Origin of the sequence: Bacteroides thetaiotaomicron VPI-5482 (assembly GCF_000011065.1) — a bacterium.
Taxonomy (GTDB): Bacteria; Bacteroidota; Bacteroidia; order Bacteroidales; family Bacteroidaceae; genus Bacteroides; species Bacteroides thetaiotaomicron.
Window position 1 is genome coordinate 3277488 of record NC_004663.1, and the last position, 18177, is coordinate 3295664.

The following is an 18177-nucleotide window of genomic DNA, read 5'->3' on the forward strand; positions in this document are numbered from 1 at the left end:
TTAAACAGCGGATATCATTAATCATGGTGGATGTCTTTCTATAATATTCATAAGCATTTTAATTTAAAAGTATAACAAATAATAACTATTCTAATAATAAAAATCACAAGTCAATTATATGCAAATGTAAGTTTTCAAACTTCCATTCCCTCAGAATATTTAATCAGTCTCTTTCTCTTGGCACAAATATTTACTATATTGTCGCTATAATACACTTTATCATCTTGTAAAAACAAACATATGCACTCCCAATATCTATCTAACATACTACTGGCACGTATTTACACTTCATAAAAATACTCTAAGAACAAAATACTCCATTGTGACAATTTGCATATATAAAAAAAGTTATCCTTCACTACAATTCAACTTTTACATAATATGTATCTACTTCTAGAATAAGGTGACAACTATTCTGAATAGTATTCTATTTTACAACATTTCAAATTTATTACTGCACTTCCGCTAAATGTTTTTGTCGAAACTCTTTTGGCGTACATTCATACTTTTCACGGAACACCTTGAAGAAAGTTACTTTATTCGAGAATCCTGAATCGAATACAATTTCATCAATCGTCTTTTTCGTCGTCAGCAATAAATCTTTTGCTATATGCAAACGACATTCCTTTATCAAATCCGTCGGACTGTCCTCTCCTATCTCTTCCATCTTCCGATAGAGACTCCGGGGACTGATTGCCAGCCGATCGGCGATATAACGCGGCGTTAAATCCTTGTTTGTTATATTATCATTGATTATCTTCAAAACCGATTGTAGGAACTTCTTCGACTCTTTGTGCGTTAACTTTCCATCCGACTTTTCAAAAGAACTGATCGGCGAACTGAAATAATTTTTCAACACCTCTTTCCGTTCTATCACCTGACAGACAGAAATACGAAGGTACTCTGCACTAAACGGTTTCGTGATATACATTTCCGCACCGGCAGAAAGAGCCTCCATCTGTTGTTCCATCTCGTGCCGTCCGGAAACCACAATAATAGGAATATGCGCCGTCTCTTTCACCGATTTGATCCGCCTGGTCAGTTCAATGCCACCCATTCCCGGCATCATGACATCACAGATAATCACATTCGGATAAACCTCATTCATCACCTGATCCAGCCGTTCGGGATCTTGCAAGGTTACCACATTGAAGTCAGCCGAGAAGATTTCTCCAATAAACCATAGCATTTCGATTTCATCATCGACAACCAAAAGCGTAGGACGCATCTTATCAAACTCATACTGGGGAAGTTTCAGTATCGATTGAGTATCTATCTTAGGGATGTATTCCGCTGTGAGCCGCTTGGTTTCCGCCACTCCGGTAGTCAGTTCCACGACCGGCAAGGTTAGTGTAAACATCACCCATCCGTCAGGAGTATTTTCCACTTTCAACGTACCATTCAGCAACTTTGCCATATTATAAGAGATGGCTAGTCCCAGTCCGTTCCGTGAAAAGTTCTTTTCATCCTGATTCTCGAAATTATCCAAAATGGCATACCGATTAAAAATATACTGAAAATCCTTTTCCTTGATGGTACTTCCTTCATTCGCTACACGAAGAGTCAGCATGTTTTCCCCGCTCGTATCCACTTCAATCTTGATACTTTGTCCGTCGGGAGTATATTTAAAGGCATTAGAAATCAGATTAATAATAATTGTATTCAGGAATCCTTTGTCCGAGTTCCACATCACCTGCTCGGGTATCTTGCTCAAGAAAGTGATGTTTCTGGATTTAGCCATTTCTACAAACGTTTTGGCTATTCCTTTCACAATGGAAGACACATTCAATGACTCAATCCGTACTTCCCTGTTTCCCGTTTCAATCCGACGGAATTCGATCAATTCATGAATCAGGTTGTTGAGACGCTCCGCATTCGTCTGAATCATCTGTACGTAGTCTACGACAAATTTACTAAGTCCTTTCGATGAAAGGATTCGTCCGCAAGGACTATAAATCAAAGTCAGCGGAGTACAAAATTCATGTGCGATATTAGTAAAGAAACGAAGTTTGGACTCAAAGACATTCTTTTGATGGCGTTTCTCTATCTCGTTCAGCAATTCCTGCTTTTTACGTTTGGAGCGCAGGATAAAGGAACGTATCAGTAAGGCTGCCAGTAAAAGCAGACAGAAGGCATAAATCAAATAAGCCCACCAGGAAGCATACCACGGATCGCCTATACGAATGACCAGGGAATAGACATCACTCTCTTTATCAAAAACACTATTGTAATATTTCACCAGTAAGGTATATTCGCCGGGAGCCATATTCGTAAAAGAGACTCCGCTTTCCGAACCATTGTTTACCCATTGGTCACTCAATCCTTTCAGTTTATAAAAATAGGTACAGTTATTACCATTCAGATAATCCACAGAGGCAAATGAAACAGAAAAGAAATTCTGGTCATACTGCAAATTCAAGACTTCAGTTTCTTTTTTCCGGGTGAGAAATTCGCCCAGATTGTATTGTTCACCGAAGATAGACAGCTTATCAAAATAAACAGGAGGCATATAAAGCTGCTCCGGACGGCCATCCGCCCGGATAGCTACGACTCCATTGATTCCGCCAAAGAACAGAGTACCAGTCCGGGAATCCCGAAAAGCGGCACCGTCACTAAACTCTACCACTTTTAAACCATCTCCAAAGCCATACGAACGAAAGACATTCCGTTTCGTATCGAAATTGATTAATCCGAGATTAGTGCTCAACCAGAAGTTGTCGGACGAGTTTCTAAGAATTGCATGAATGGTATTATTCAGGAAACCATTCTTAGCATTGAAGAGCTGATAAGAAGTTTCCGAAGTGTACTTTATCAATCCGTAGCTCGTTCCAAAAAGATAGTTATTGCTGCTGTCTTTACTGATGGCGAGAATATTATTCAGGGTCATGTTTTCGTATTTATGAGTAGACACCGGTTCCAGGCCGTTCGTCGTTTCGTTATAACGGAACACCCCATATCCTTTATTACCAAACAACAAGTTGGCTTCATTCTCTGCATAAATAGTAAAGAAATAGTTCGATCCCAGTTCACCGTCATTGATGACGTAACGTTGCGCATCCACAATCACCGGATTGTCCGGTGTTCCGGCAATACGAGCCTTCACCACTCCCATGCCGACACTCGCCAGCCACAGTTCGGAATCTGCTGTTTCGTAAATGCCATGGATGTATTTAAAATCTTCGTTACCGATCCGTATCGGTATACTCTTAATACGTTTTTCCCGATATGAATAATAAGTTAATCCTTCTTCGTCTCCTATCCAAAGCAAATTCCGGTGGCTCTTGGCAAAACAATAAACGGCATTACTACTCAAAGCACTATTAGAGGTAGTCAACACCTCTGCCCGGCAGTCGGAGATGTTTTTATCGAATTCGTAATCATAGATTTTAAGAATTCCGTTTCCTTTAGTTCCCACCCAGAAAGTACGTTCATCATCAAGATAGATGGCACGCACGGGGCGTTCTATTTTCTCGGTGTAATTGCTAAGCACCATTGATTTGATAGAATAAAGCGGGTTCGAATAAAGATAAACGCCCTGCCCGTCAGTACCAATCCAGACAATATCCTGAAAACGGTCTTTCTTGAGACAGAATACACCGCTGTTGATAGGTAACGACTGAATTTGATAATGATCCGTCTCCTTCTGTTTCTCCAACAGGAGAATACCATCCATCAAAAAGCCCACAAAATAGCTGTTATGATAATGAACGATGGACGAAATTTTGCCACGTTCCTGTATTTCCTTACCCAGATTGGCAATAAATTCATTCTTCTGGGTCGGAATATGGAAAGCATAAAAATTAAATTCCTTGTCTATGTAATAAAGAGATTGCTCGTCATTGAAACAATAAATCAAGGAAGTCTGATAAATCAGGTTTGTTTTCTGGGGTAACAGGGTGATATCTCCCGATGCGGCTTCCTGCTGTATGTCATAACAGCGGTTGTATCCTTTCATGACTACCCACATCCGGTTGTTACCATCGATAAAGAAGTTTACGATATCGGAAATCGGGATTCCCGTGATATTGATTTTCTTGAAGACTCCTTCTTTTTTATGATAATAATAGATGCAGTTACTATCCTGGATAATGAACAGATTGCCATGACTATCCTTATTCATAAAGAAGAGTTTCTGAAATTCATTATAGTGAGTGATTGTATTGGTTTTCCGGTTCAAACGGTTCAACCCATAGTAGGTTTGAATCCAGTAAATATCTTCGCCCGTATACACAATATTGTCAATCAGATTACCAGATAAGTAATCCTCCTTGTCACGAGTCTTAAATTCCTCAATCTCCTGTCCATCATAAATATTCAGTCCGTCGCAGGTCCCGATCCACATCAATCCACGCTCATCCTGGCACAGAGATGTAATCGAACTATTAGACATATACTCTTTATCTGCAACTTGCTTCAAATTATAAGCATAAGCGTTATGTATCAACAGATTAAGAAAAAAGAATAGAATAAAAACCGACTGTTTTCCCATAGTGTATTATTCTTAGATTTGCTATATGACAAAGGTAAACAAAAAAACATTCCGAGCTTTTTTTTGGCCGGAATATAAGTAAAGCTCCGTGCCAGAGTAGTTAATTTCAGCGACAAGAGGCGATTTAGCCCCTCTATTACTAGAAGCACATTCCTTTTCTCCCTATTTTCGTCGTAGAAATTATTTTCAAATCTATAAATTCATTTGTTCATGAAAACACATTTTTCATTTAAACACTTGCTATTTCTTGGAGGTGCCGTGTTGTACAGCCTGCAATCTTCTGCCGTTAAGAATCCTGTAGACTATGTCAGCACACTGATAGGCACTCAATCCAAGTTTGAACTGTCTACCGGAAACACGTATCCGGCTACGGCATTGCCGTGGGGAATGAATTTCTGGACACCGCAGACCGGTAAAATGGGAGACGGTTGGGCGTACACGTATGATGCCGACAAAATCCGGGGATTCAAACAAACACATCAGCCCAGTCCCTGGATGAACGACTACGGGCAGTTCGCCATCATGCCTATCACAGGCGGACTGGTATTCGATCAAGACCGACGTGCCAGTTGGTTCTCTCACAAAGCGGAAGTTGCCAAACCTTATTATTATAAGGTATACCTCGCCGACCATGATGTAACAACCGAGCTTGCTCCTACGGAGCGTGCCGTCATGTTCCGTTTCACGTATCCGGAGACAAAGAATGCCTACGTGATTGTAGACGCTTTCGACAAAGGTTCTTATGTGAAAGTGATTCCGGAAGAAAACAAGATTATCGGCTATTCAACCAAGAATAGCGGCGGTGTGCCGGAAAACTTCAAAAACTATTTCGTGATTCAATTCGACAAACCGTTCACATTCGTTTCCACAGTTTTCGAAAACAACATTCTTCCGAATGAAACAGAAGCAAAAGGAAACCACACAGGGGCCGTGATCGGATTCGCCACGAAAAAGGGAGAAATCGTACACGCACGTGTTGCTTCCTCCTTTATCAGCCCCGAACAGGCGGAGTTGAATCTCAAAGAGCTTGGCAAAAACAGTTTCGACCAACTGGTAGCGAACGGAAGAGAAATCTGGAACCGTGAAATGAGTAAAATAGAGATAGAAGACGATAATATCGATAATTTACGCACCTTCTATTCTTGTTTATACCGTTCCATGCTTTTTCCACGCAGTTTCTACGAGATAGATGCTAAGGGACAAGTCATGCATTACAGCCCCTACAACGGCGAAGTGCGTCCCGGTTATATGTTTACCGACACCGGATTCTGGGACACGTTCCGCTGCCTGTTCCCTTTCCTCAACCTGATGTATCCGTCAATGAATCAAAAGATGCAGGAGGGACTAGTGAATACTTACAAGGAAAGTGGTTTCCTGCCGGAATGGGCCAGTCCGGGACATCGGGATTGTATGGTAGGCAACAACTCGGCTTCCGTAGTAGCCGACGCTTACATCAAAGGATTGCGAGGATATGATATCGAAACTCTTTGGGAAGCATTGAAACATGGAGCAAATGCACATCTTCGCGGGACTGCTTCAGGTCGTCTCGGTTACGAATCTTACAACCAACTGGGATATGTTGCCAACAATATCGGCATAGGACAAAACGTTGCACGTACATTGGAGTATGCTTACAACGACTGGGCAATTTATACACTAGGTAAGAAACTTGGTAAACCGGAGAACGAAATCGACATTTATAAGAAACACGCGCTGAACTACAAAAATGTCTATCACCCGGAACGCAAACTGATGGTTGGCAAAGATAACAAAGGCGTATTCAATCCGAATTTCGATGCAGTGGACTGGAGCGGTGAATTTTGCGAAGGGAATAGCTGGCACTGGAGCTTCTGCGTATTCCACGACCCGCAAGGACTTATCAACCTGATGGGAGGCAAGAAAGAATTCAACGCGATGATGGATTCTGTTTTTGTCATCTCGGGTAAACTGGGAATGGAAAGCCGCGGCATGATTCACGAAATGCGTGAAATGCAAGTAATGAACATGGGGCAATATGCGCATGGCAACCAGCCTATTCAACACATGGTATATCTCTACAACTATTCAAGCGAACCCTGGAAAGCTCAATACTGGATACGTGAGATTATGAACAAACTATATACCGCCGGTCCCGACGGTTATTGCGGTGACGAAGACAACGGACAGACTTCCGCCTGGTATGTATTCTCCGCACTCGGTTTCTATCCGGTTTGCCCGGGAACAGATGAATATATCATAGGAACCCCGCTCTTTAAATCAGCGAAGTTACATTTGGAGAACGGAAAGACCATCACGATCAAGGCAGATAACAACCAGCTTGACAACCGCTACATCAAGGAAATGAAAGTAAACGGGAAATCACAAACCCGTAATTTCCTTACACATGACCAGCTGATTAAAGGTGCTAATATTCAATTTCAAATGAGCCCCGTGCCCAATAAACAACGGGGAACCACAGAAAAAGATGTACCTTACTCTCTTTCGTTTGAATAAAATATTGTACTTTTGGAGATCAATGAATTATCTACCAAACAAACTATAAAAACATGAAACTGAAAAACCTTTTACTAATTGCCCTTGTTGCGATCGTCTTTTGCGGTTGTCAAAGTAACTATCAGCCTACTTCTATCACCGTTGCCTCCTACAATTTGAGAAACGCCAACGGTGGCGATTCAATCAACGGAAACGGTTGGGGACAACGTTACCCGGTCATTGCCCAAATAGTGCAATATCACGATTTCGATATTTTCGGCACGCAGGAGTGCTTTATTCATCAACTGAAAGATATGAAAGAAGCATTACCCGGTTATGATTATATCGGTGTAGGTCGCGACGACGGCAAAGAGAAAGGTGAACATTCTGCTATTTTCTATCGCACAGACAAGTTTGACGTGATAGAGAAAGGTGATTTTTGGTTGTCGGAAACTCCCGACGTGCCGAGCAAAGGATGGGATGCCGTGTTGCCGCGTATTTGCAGTTGGGGACACTTCAAATGCAAAGATACCGGCTTCGAATTCCTTTTCTTCAACCTGCACATGGACCATATCGGCAAGAAGGCACGTGTGGAAAGTGCATTCCTCGTACAGGACAAGATGAAAGAACTTGGCAAAGGCAAAGAGCTTCCGGCCATCCTGACGGGAGACTTCAATGTCGACCAGACCCACCAGTCTTATGATGCTTTTGTGAGCAAAGGGGTGTTGTGCGACTCTTACGAGAAGGCCGGCTTCCGCTATGCTATCAACGGCACGTTCAACGACTTCGACCCGAACAGCTTTACGGAAAGCCGTATCGACCATATATTCGTTTCTCCGTCTTTCCAAGTGAAAAGATATGGTGTGCTGACTGATACTTACCGCAGCATCGTAGGCAAGGGAGAAAAGAAGCAGGCGAACGATTGCCCGGAAGAAATCGACATCAAGACTTATCAGGCGCGCACTCCTTCAGACCATTTCCCCGTAAAGGTGGAACTGGAGTTCGACCAGCGTCAGCAGAAATAATCTTTGTATCTAGTTATAACCTGAAAGTTTCACCACACAACCCGATATTCCTATGAGAAATATATGTTTTGTAGCCTGTATGTTATTTTGCCTTACTTCCGCAGTGGGAAAGACACCGGGAAATACCCGTTATCTTTCTATTGCCGACTCGATTCTATCTAATGTATTGAATCTCTATCAGACGAATGACGGACTACTAACAGAAACGTATCCTGTCAATCCCGACCAAAAAATTACTTATCTGGCGGGCGGAACGCAGCAGAACGGAACGCTGAAGGCTTCTTTTCTATGGCCGTATTCCGGGATGATGTCGGGTTGTGTGGCTTTATACAAAGCGACCGGAAACAAGAAGTACAAAAAGATTCTCGAGAAAAGAATTCTACCGGGAATGGAGCAGTATTGGGATAACAGTCGCTTGCCGGCCTGTTATCAGTCATACCCCACCAAGTACGGGCAGCACGGACGTTATTATGACGATAACATCTGGATTGCACTGGATTACTGCGATTATTACCAACTGACTCACAAGCCTGCATCTTTGGAAAAAGCCGTTGCATTGTATCAATATATCTACAGTGGATGGAGCGATGAGATAGGCGGTGGCATCTTTTGGTGTGAACAGCAGAAGGAAGCGAAGCATACTTGTTCCAATGCACCGTCTACTGTGCTCGGTGTCAAGTTGTACCGGCTGACGAAGGATGCCAAATACCTCGAAAAAGCAAAAGAGACGTATGCCTGGACGAAAAAGCATCTGTGCGACCCTACCGACCATCTTTACTGGGATAACATCAACCTGAAAGGGAAAGTTTCCAAAGAGAAGTACGCCTACAACAGTGGACAGATGATTCAGGCGGGTGTATTGCTCTATGAGGAAACGGGAGATGAACAGTATTTGCGCGATGCACAGCAGACAGCCGCAGGAACTGATGCTTTTTTCCGCACAAAAGCCGACAAGAAAGACCCGACTGTCAAAGTGCATAAAGACATGGCCTGGTTTAACGTGATCTTATTCAGAGGACTGAAAGCTCTGTATAAGATTGACAAGAATCCGGCGTATGTCAATGCGATGGTGGAAAATGCGCTTCACGCCTGGGAAAACTACCGGGATGAAAACGGATTATTAGGCAGGGATTGGTCGGGACATAACAAGGAGCAGTATAAATGGCTGCTCGACAATGCCTGTCTTATTGAATTCTTTGCAGAGATTTAACACTTCTTCTCCGCAACACTTTCATAATCAATACTAATCAACAAAAAAAGACTATTACCATGAATATAACTAAAGCCTTTTGTTTGTCCATAGCACTCTTGGGCGCTAGCAATATGCAGGCTATAACGAACAGTGATTTTGTCATCCAACAAGATAATACCAAAATCAACAACTATCAGACGAACCGTCCGGAAACATCGAAACGTCTGTTTGTCTCACAAGCTGTGGAACAACAGATTGCGCATATCAAGCAACTGCTGACGAATGCCCGCTTAGCATGGATGTTCGAAAACTGTTTCCCGAACACACTGGATACTACTGTTCATTTTGACGGTAAAGACGATACGTTTGTTTATACAGGTGACATCCACGCCATGTGGTTGCGCGATTCGGGTGCACAAGTATGGCCTTACGTGCAACTCGCCAACAAAGACGCAGAACTGAAAAAAATGCTCGCTGGCGTTATCAAACGTCAGTTCAAGTGTATCAATATCGACCCGTATGCCAATGCTTTCAACATGAATTCCGAAGGCGGCGAATGGATGAGTGACCTTACGGACATGAAGCCCGAACTGCACGAACGCAAATGGGAAATCGACTCGCTCTGTTATCCTATCCGTCTCGCTTATCATTACTGGAAGACGACGGGAGATGCCAGTATATTCTCCGACGAATGGCTTACAGCCATCGCCAAGGTTCTGAAAACGTTTAAGGAACAGCAACGAAAAGAAGATCCGAAAGGTCCTTATCGTTTCCAACGCAAAACGGAACGTGCACTCGATACGATGACCAATGACGGCTGGGGCAATCCTGTAAAGCCGGTCGGACTGATTGCTTCTGCTTTCCGTCCTTCGGATGATGCTACAACTTTCCAGTTTCTCGTTCCGTCCAACTTCTTTGCTGTAACTTCATTGCGCAAAGCTGCCGAAATTCTGAATACGGTCAACAAGAAACCTGATTTAGCTAAAGAATGTACTACACTGTCTAACGAAGTGGAAACAGCCCTGAAAAAGTATGCGGTTTACAATCATCCGAAATATGGCAAAATCTATGCTTTCGAAGTGGACGGTTTCGGCAATCAACTGTTAATGGATGATGCCAATGTGCCGAGTCTCATTGCCCTGCCTTATCTTGGGGATGTGAAAGTGAACGATCCTATTTATCAGAATACCCGTAAGTTTGTATGGAGCGAAGATAATCCTTACTTCTTCAAAGGTACTGCCGGCGAAGGAATTGGCGGTCCGCACATCGGATATGATATGATTTGGCCCATGAGTATTATGATGAAAGCATTCACCAGTCAAAACGACGCAGAAATCAAGACCTGCATCAAAATGCTGATGGATACGGATGCCGGAACAGGGTTCATGCATGAATCTTTCCACAAGAACGACCCGAAAAACTTTACTCGTTCCTGGTTTGCATGGCAAAATACGCTGTTTGGAGAACTAATCCTAAAACTCGTGAATGAAGGAAAGGTAGACTTACTGAATAGTATCCAATAGCTTACTTTCCCAAAGTTCAAGATTGAAGACTTTAGTTTCAAGTACTATTTTTCTGATTTATTGAAAACGAGTTTGGCCACCCTCTTGTTTATCCTCTTCTGTTTATTTATGTCCGCATCTTTTTCCAATAATGCTTGCTACATGGATGTTATGATTGAAATCATCTCCTTGCGTTTAAGATTGGCTATAGCAAGTTCAGACAGAGTTCCCCTATGGCCTTTCCCTAGTCGTCAATACATGCCAACAAGACCCGGTTGGTCTCGTTGGCGACATCCAACTGTTGTTGTAGAACCAATGCGAAATCAGAACTTTTCATACCATAAATGCAATAATAAAATTGATTCATCTAAACACATTTCAACATTATCTCACTAAATATTAAACAGTTACCAATTATTGCAAGCGATCTTAAAGTGCTTCTTAAAACGGAGTCCTTGAACCGTTATTCCTCTCATTATGAAATAAAATGTGTACTAGTCAAGTTCGTACACGCCTTTTTCCGTGCTACAACAAGAAAGATCAAAAGTGCCTCTTGTAAGTCGTTTATAATATAGGATAAAACCATCCCCGTCCCAACGAACTACGAGGAAGTTTTATACGTTTCCGACCATGGGAAAAGAACACATTACGTGGTATACCACATAACATTTTTTATGTTGGCAACAAAATTATGCTGGTACTATAATGTATATATCTGACATTAAACAGATTATATAATTTGATACCAACATATTTTTTAGGCTAGAGCGAGTTAAGGAAGTTGAGTATGCCTTTATTCTTCTTCCATTACTTGGTAGCATTTTCTTCACCATCTATAGTCCATAGCATAATAGCCTTTTCTTTCATTTGTAAACTTACCTCTGTATATATATTGGTAGTATTTAATGAGACATGGCCTAACCAGGACTGGATGGTAACGATATCATTTCCAGATTCATATAAATGACATGCTGCTGTATGTCTAAGAGTATGAGGACTCACTCTTTTCTTTGCAAGAGTTGGTGCAGTGGCCGTAGCCTTTATGACATTCCTTTCCAGTAATTCGTAAATACCGAATCTGGTCATGGGATTTCCGTATCTGTTCAAGAAGACTCTTTCTGTTTCACGTCTGCCGGCCATAAATGGTTTTATAGCGTTTAATGTTCTATTCCATAAGGGGCATGTGCGGCTTTTATTCCCCTTACCATAAATTCTTACCAACGGACACGAAGCATCATCATAAATAATGCTACCTATTGTTAGCGAAGCCGCCTCAGAGGCTCGAACTCCAGTGTTATACAAGAAAAGTAACATTGCATAATCTTTCCTGCCTTGTACTGTTTGTCGGTCAGGAGTATTAAGCAACGCATCCATCTCTCTCTTGTCAAGATAAGACACGGCTGGCAATACGCTCCCTTCAATGACTTTTACCTTCACTTTCTTCATCGGTATAGTGCTCATCAATCGGCTCCATTCCATATATTCAGGTGCATTATTGTACACATAATGGACGAAAGACTTGATTGCGGTAAGCCTTTGGTTACGGGTTTGAATAGTACAGCCCTTGTCTGTCTCTATATGATTCAAAAAAGCATTGGTCCTCTCGACAGTGAGATCCGTAATCAAAAGTTTATCGGCATGTTTGCCGGTTCTCTTGGCTACAAAAGGTAGATACTGCATATAGTAGTCACGATAACTGGTGAGCGTATTATGAGATTGATTCTTTATTACCGGTATATATTCAGATAGATATCTCATGAACCAGTAACCTACAAATGAGTATTTTTCTTGCTTGTTCATAATTTCAATACACATGATTCAAACTTGCGACCTGCTTCCTTCAATAATTCATTGGTCATAGACACATAGACAGCCGTATTTATGCTCGTATGACCAAGGTAGGTGGATAGGACAGGAAGCATATCCTGCACGTTTCGTCCTTCCCTATACCATGACACAATTCTCTCTGTAGCAAATGTGTGGTGCGCGGTGTGCAGTCTTGGCTGGTATCTTGCGCCATCATATCTACGAACATTTGCATCCTCACGTATCATGGCAAAGGCCATTTGTAGAGCATGTGTTGAGTATGCGGCAAATGTTCTTTTCAAAAACAGAGGTGAGTCACTCCTCGGATGGTAATCCTGTATGTTTACGCCAAAACAGGAAGTCTTCTATAAAAGAAGCGACCTATCATTGAATGTTACTATCCTGGTATTATAGAACTTCATTTGTTTAATCACTATATAGTTATCAGTACCAAGATGTACATCCGCCATCTCTATGCCAAGAGTTTCACTCGGTCTAAGCCCCCAAAGATAGGTCAGCATTATTATTCCTCTGATAGTTTCAGGGTAAAAGGTTGTATAAAAGGATCTGTAAGTCATGGATTTATCAATTATTTTTTTCAACTCTTCCCTTTTGTATATATATGGGATAAAGCCCTGCGGACGATTGGGCTTATCTGTGGGAAGAGGATTGTAATTCATGATGTTTCTTGCTATAGCCCAGTTGAATAAACCATCCAACATCCCATATATGTTGAACTAATAGGCGGTCAAACCATTCTTGAATGAAGGTCTGCTATATAGAAAAGACACGCACTGTTGCCTGTTAATGTCCGACATTTCCCTGTCTTCGCCAACAGCTTTTGAGAACAGATTCATTATTCTAGGCTCTGTATCAAACTTCTCACCGACACTTCTACGGAAAGTGATGTACTTTGATATTGCTTCGGTTACTGTCATAATATACCCTCCCAATTTATGTCAGATACTTGGCGCAGGCTTTTAAGGTCCACCTTTGCGTAGATTCTGGTCGTGTCAAGTTATCTGTGTCCGAGTATGTCAGCAATATCTTTAAACGTATGTCCTTTATTGATACGTATCGTAGCAAATGCTCTTCTAAGAGAATGAGGACCTACATGCTCTACATGTATACACAATCCCTTAATGGCATTGGAAACCACATGATATATGCCTTTGGGGGGCATTGGTCTCACGGAATTGTTCAACTTAAGAAAAACTTCCCTATAACCACGTTCATTACATCTTACCTCTTTGATATATCTGAGGATGGCGTTTCCAACATTAGCTTTCAACGTCAGCACCTGCTGTTTCGGCGTCCCTTTTCTCTGTGAAGATACAGAACATCGCGTTCCCAGTCTATATCGCTAAGTTTTAAACCGGTAACTTCCCCCACTTCTCATTCCGTATTCTATAAGTAAAAGAAGTATAGCTTTATTTCTAATGGCAGAGGGAGTGTTACCATCATAAAAATGAGAGATTCGATTAAGGTCATTCTCGTTTGGAGAAACAGATAGAATCTCACATGTATAAATTCGGGGGCTTATGAGGTATGATGACATGTCTGTTTTAATGATACTTCTGTTATATAGATATCTGAGAAAAGTCCTCAAAATTGACACCTTACTGGCCACAGTCTTACGTGCGAAACATGCGGATTGATAAGTTTCAATATATCCGTCGATACAAGCCGCGGTCAATAAGTTGATCGTTACGCTTTTTGAGTTGATATAAGCAAAGAATCTATCTAATTCCTGACATATATGTACCGTAGCGCCGACAGAGCTTCCTTTGGAGGTGAGATGCCATTCACAGAACATGTCCACATAGTTAGAGCCGGGATAACTCTTATCTTTTCCTGTGATAACTTCCATGAATGAGAACCAACTCATACAGACAGCTCTGAAACGCTGATATCTACTGCGAACAGATATCCCATTTGATAACTCTCCAAAACAACGGGCCGCATCAATGATTTCATCAGTGGAGAAGCTATGTCCTATAGGCTTTTGTTCAAGTTTAAACTGCTTGATGACATTAAGCTGTTGCTCTGCATATTCTCTAATGTAAGCCTTCGGTACTCCATCCTTTTCCAAAGTCTCCAGATGCCTTTTCCTTTCTTCATAATGTGGAGCTGCAATATATTTTAGCCTAAAGTGGATGCTTGTAAATAACCTACAAAAGATAGAATCCTTATCCATGAACTTAGGCTCTAAAAGTTTTAAAGAGAAAAGCCATGAATAAATAATGCGAAAAGCATCTGTAAATTCATTTAATTCACTCGCTATGCAGACTTTATGGAAATGATCTGAATAATGCATCCGATAATCATGGCATACTTTGGTGATATTCTCAATAGGAACTATATCATTTTCCCCGTCGTGTAAATGCAAAGCATGCGTAGCGTAAAAATATAGGACGCTAATATCCGTAACCGGTCTTTAGATTTACCCATGTTCGCATTTTCTTCTAAAAATACTCTGCGTTCTTTTAGCAATGGAGAATCAAGATGCACCCGCAACTTGGATTCTGTAACATAAAGTCTTTCGTACATGTGATTGATGCTGCCGCTAGTGGCAGTTCCTTGACATAAAGATATGAAACATGCAAGATTATTATGTTGTGATAAAAAAACTTTAGTATTTCTATTTAAAGATATTATAGGTCAATACCAACATAATTTTGTTGTCAACATAAAAAATGAATATATCCCCTGAAACCAATGAAAGTATAGGATGGATATAAACCGATTTGGAAAAACCATCAATACCACAACTCATGCGGACAGGTTCTGGAAAGAAAAAGTACTGGTTGTTTTCTGATAGTTCAAATATAATTGGGAGTATATATTTTCGTCTTTGGTCTTTATCATAAGTGTATAGAAGTACACAATTCAATAACGGAACATTCCTCCACATGAATGCTCTTCCCATCAGGACAGCTGATAGTCACACCTCTAAACATATCTGAGCGGGGGCCTCCATTGAACCAAAACTGAACCATGAACATGGAAGATTATCGGGGAATTTTCGTATTGAATCTTACGCCTTTTACAATTGTCTGACAATAACCTTCATTAATCTCATCCAGCGTAACATATCACAATAATTTATTCCCATTCTGGTGCAATGAACTTTCAGCGAATAACATGGATTGGAATCCAGTTATTTTCGGTATTTATCCAGTGTCTTTCCGAGTCTTGCTTGTGCCTTGTCCCCGTTGAAAGGAGGAGGAATATAAGGTTAGCTGTTGCCCTTGGGAATCTCTATGCCTTTGACAGCGCATATTTGCCCCATATATAGAAAAAATACATATTGTTAGTTACTAGCCTATTCACCATTCCCCTATAATCGATATTGTGCCTTTCACAAAAATCAACGAGACATAGATTAATATCATTATTCAGTTCAGTCTTCAATAATTCGGAGCTGTTTAAGTACAATTCATTTGAATTTGGAGACTGGCCAGCCTCCAGGCATACTTCATTACATAGTCTATTCTGAGGGGGCAAAACCATCTGTTGAAATGATCATTTATTGAATGTTTTTCACAGAATGATACCAAAGACTTTTTAGGATTCTGCGTCAGCTCTTTTTAGGAACTTCCAATAACGTAAGATATTTTAAGGGAACCGGATCAGAATTTTCTATTATCATAATTCGTTTTTTACTGATCTATGTAAAAGTCGTTTTTGAGATGCGCTATATGCTATCGCAGAGACGCTTACCATCATCTTTCCCCTTTGACTGACATCTGCTGACATCTAACGACACGTGATGTCACCATTTTGAGAATCAGCATTTTATTCAATTTCAGCCACTATTTTTGAGCTGTCAAACGAAAACATTAATCTCAAAATGATGGATCATGGCACAAGAAAAAGAAGTGAAAGAAAAACCGAAGCGGACGCGCAAAACGCAGAAATCCGCCAAAGAAAAGCCCTATGTGGAACAAATCAACGAACTACTGTTTGTCCACAACAAGGAGGACCCCAAAGCCGGTGTGCAAGCCGTCAGCGAAATTGACGGGGAAGGAAAGGTCAGGACGGTTCCTGCAGAAGAAAAGAACGAAAACTCCTTTCTGAAATTCGAGAAAAACTCCAGTATCCTCGAAAACTTCATCAAGAACTTCTGGAGCCAGTTCAAGGAACCTACACATTTCCGGCTCATACGAATGACCGTCCATGATTACAAGCAGAACAAGCAGGCAATCAGGGATTTGTCACAAGGCAAGGAAACGGACGCAGTAAAAGAGTTCCTCAAACGCTACGAAATCCGACCAAGAGAAAACAAGGAACAGAGTAAGAACGAAAAAGAAACAGAAACAATGGCAAAGAAACAAAAAACAAACCCACAGGAACAGGCACCACAACCGACAGTTTCAACAGAACAGCCGCAGGAACAGCAGGCACCACGCTACCGTTATGACGAGAACATGGTAAACTGGGACGCACTGGAAAAGATGGGAGTCTCCAAAACTTCCCTCGAACAGCAGGGACTGCTGGATTCCATGCTGAAAGGATACAAAACCAACAAACTGGTTCCCCTGACACTGACGCTGACAGGTGCCAGGGTCAAACTGGACGCACGCCTCTCATTCATCACCATGCCGGACGGGCAGATCGGTCTGGGTATCCACGGTATCCGCAAGGAACCGGAACTGGAAAGGCCCTATTTCGGGCACATCTTCACGGAAGAGGACAAGAAGAACCTCCGTGAGACAGGAAACATGGGACGCGTGGCGGAACTGAACCTGAACGGGGGTTCCTATACACCCTGTCTCATCTCCATTGACAAGAATACCAACGAGCTGGTTGCCGTACGGCAAGAAAACGTATACATACCAAGTGAAGTGAAAGGCATCAGGCTGACAGCGGATGAAATAAACGCGCTGAAGGAAGGACAACCGGTATATGTGGACGGAATGATCTCAAAAAACGGAAAGCCGTTCGACGCCACACTCCAATACAGCGCGGAACGCAGGGGGCTGGAATTCATCTATCCGGAAAGCAAGGGGTTCAACCAGCAGAGCCTGGGAGGCGTACAACTTTCACCCAACCAGATCAAAATGCTCAGCGAAGGACATACCATCCTTGTAGAGGATATGAAACGCACCGACGGAGCGCTGTTCTCCTCTTTCGTCACGCTGGACAAGGTGACCGGCCGACCGCAATATACACGACATAATCCGGAGAACGGGGAAATATACATCCCGAAGGAAATCTGCAACGTGCTACTGACTCCCGAGGACAAGGAGGCGCTGCGCAAGGGACAACCCGTCTTCCTTGAAAACATGATCAACCGCAAAGGGGAAGAGTTCTCCTCCTTCGTCAAACTGGACATGAATACGGGCAGGCCGCAATACTCGCGTACACCGGACGGTTTCAGCGAGCGCCAGGTGCCGGTCGTTCCGGCGGAAGTATACGGGCATGTATTCACGGCACAGGAACGGGCCAACCTGCAGGACGGAAAAGCCATACTCGTATCGGACCTGAAAAGCGCCAACAACAAGACATTCAGTTCCTACCTGAAAGTGAACGCAAATTCCGGACAGCTGCAATACTTCCAGGAAAACCCGGACATACGCCGCAATACAGCCCGGCGTGCCGCACAGGCGGACGACACGCAAAACCGGCAGCAGGAACAGAAGAAAGGAAGCAGACAGGCCGTATAAAAAGAATACAAAAAAGAATCAT

General features: G+C 42.1%; 11 protein-coding genes. 5 read left to right on the forward strand and 6 right to left on the reverse strand.

Annotated elements, in window-relative coordinates; translation table 11 throughout:
* Positions 1-451: 451 nt before the first annotated feature.
* Complete coding sequence (locus tag BT_RS13290) at positions 452-4489, reverse strand: hybrid sensor histidine kinase/response regulator transcription factor (RefSeq protein ID WP_011108407.1); 4038 nt, start codon at positions 4487-4489, stop codon at positions 452-454.
* Between the two features lie 210 nt (positions 4490-4699).
* Here BT_RS13290 and BT_RS13295 point away from each other — a divergent pair, with 210 nt between their 5' ends.
* Genes BT_RS13295 through BT_RS13310 form a run of 4 tightly spaced genes read left to right on the forward strand, consistent with a single transcriptional unit; the run spans position 4700 to position 10701 of the window.
* Positions 4700-6982, forward strand: coding sequence for a GH92 family glycosyl hydrolase (locus BT_RS13295; protein WP_011108408.1), 2283 nt, complete (start codon positions 4700-4702; stop codon positions 6980-6982).
* 53 nt (positions 6983-7035) lie between these two features.
* A complete protein-coding gene (locus BT_RS13300) occupies positions 7036-7986 on the forward strand; it encodes an endonuclease/exonuclease/phosphatase family protein (RefSeq protein ID WP_004304952.1) in 951 nt (316 codons plus the stop codon).
* 52 nt (positions 7987-8038) lie between these two features.
* Positions 8039-9196 (forward strand): glycoside hydrolase family 76 protein, encoded by a 1158-nt coding sequence (locus tag BT_RS13305; RefSeq protein WP_011108409.1) that lies wholly within the window; start codon positions 8039-8041, stop codon positions 9194-9196.
* A gap of 59 nt (positions 9197-9255) precedes the next feature.
* Positions 9256-10701 (forward strand): glycoside hydrolase family 125 protein, encoded by a 1446-nt coding sequence (locus tag BT_RS13310; protein WP_011108410.1) that lies wholly within the window; start codon positions 9256-9258, stop codon positions 10699-10701.
* Between the two features lie 223 nt (positions 10702-10924).
* Here the strand turns inward: BT_RS13310 and BT_RS24840 are convergent, their stop codons facing one another.
* From BT_RS24840 to BT_RS13330, 5 genes are all read right to left on the reverse strand, one after another.
* On the reverse strand, positions 10925-11047 hold the full coding sequence (locus BT_RS24840) for a hypothetical protein (protein WP_256593223.1): 123 nt from the start codon (positions 11045-11047) through the stop codon (positions 10925-10927).
* A gap of 127 nt (positions 11048-11174) precedes the next feature.
* A complete protein-coding gene (locus tag BT_RS25030; protein ID WP_113760760.1) occupies positions 11175-11258 on the reverse strand; it encodes a hypothetical protein in 84 nt (27 codons plus the stop codon).
* Positions 11259-11487: 229 nt separating this feature from the next.
* Positions 11488-12480, reverse strand: coding sequence for a tyrosine-type recombinase/integrase (locus tag BT_RS13320; protein ID WP_011108412.1), 993 nt, complete (start codon positions 12478-12480; stop codon positions 11488-11490).
* 1024 nt (positions 12481-13504) lie between these two features.
* Positions 13505-13786, reverse strand: a complete 282-nt coding sequence (locus BT_RS25035; RefSeq protein WP_073343637.1) for a tyrosine-type recombinase/integrase — start codon at positions 13784-13786, stop codon at positions 13505-13507.
* Positions 13787-13849: 63 nt separating this feature from the next.
* Positions 13850-14803 carry a hypothetical protein gene (locus BT_RS13330; protein ID WP_011108417.1) on the reverse strand — a complete coding sequence of 318 codons (954 nt, stop codon included), beginning with the start codon at positions 14801-14803 and terminating at the stop codon, positions 13850-13852.
* Positions 14804-16349: 1546 nt separating this feature from the next.
* Between BT_RS13330 and BT_RS13335 the strand changes: the two genes are divergently transcribed.
* A complete protein-coding gene (locus tag BT_RS13335; protein ID WP_011108420.1) occupies positions 16350-18155 on the forward strand; it encodes a DUF3945 domain-containing protein in 1806 nt (601 codons plus the stop codon).
* The last annotated feature ends 22 nt before the right edge of the window (positions 18156-18177 follow it).

Excerpts from the sequence above, each read along its gene's own strand:
- BT_RS24840 (WP_256593223.1), bottom strand. The coding sequence starts at position 11,047 with ATGAATCAATTTTATTATTGCATTTATGGTATGAAAAGTTCTGATTTC.
- BT_RS13310 (WP_011108410.1), top strand. The coding sequence starts at position 9,256 with ATGAATATAACTAAAGCCTTTTGTTTGTCCATAGCACTCTTGGGCGCT.
- BT_RS13320 (WP_011108412.1), bottom strand. The coding sequence starts at position 12,480 with ATGAACAAGCAAGAAAAATACTCATTTGTAGGTTACTGGTTCATGAGA.
- BT_RS13290 (WP_011108407.1), bottom strand. The coding sequence starts at position 4,489 with ATGGGAAAACAGTCGGTTTTTATTCTATTCTTTTTTCTTAATCTGTTG.
- BT_RS13295 (WP_011108408.1), top strand. The coding sequence starts at position 4,700 with ATGAAAACACATTTTTCATTTAAACACTTGCTATTTCTTGGAGGTGCC.
- BT_RS13335 (WP_011108420.1), top strand. The coding sequence starts at position 16,350 with ATGGCACAAGAAAAAGAAGTGAAAGAAAAACCGAAGCGGACGCGCAAA.
- BT_RS13300 (WP_004304952.1), top strand. The coding sequence starts at position 7,036 with ATGAAACTGAAAAACCTTTTACTAATTGCCCTTGTTGCGATCGTCTTT.
- BT_RS13330 (WP_011108417.1), bottom strand. The coding sequence starts at position 14,803 with ATGCATTATTCAGATCATTTCCATAAAGTCTGCATAGCGAGTGAATTA.
- BT_RS13305 (WP_011108409.1), top strand. The coding sequence starts at position 8,039 with ATGAGAAATATATGTTTTGTAGCCTGTATGTTATTTTGCCTTACTTCC.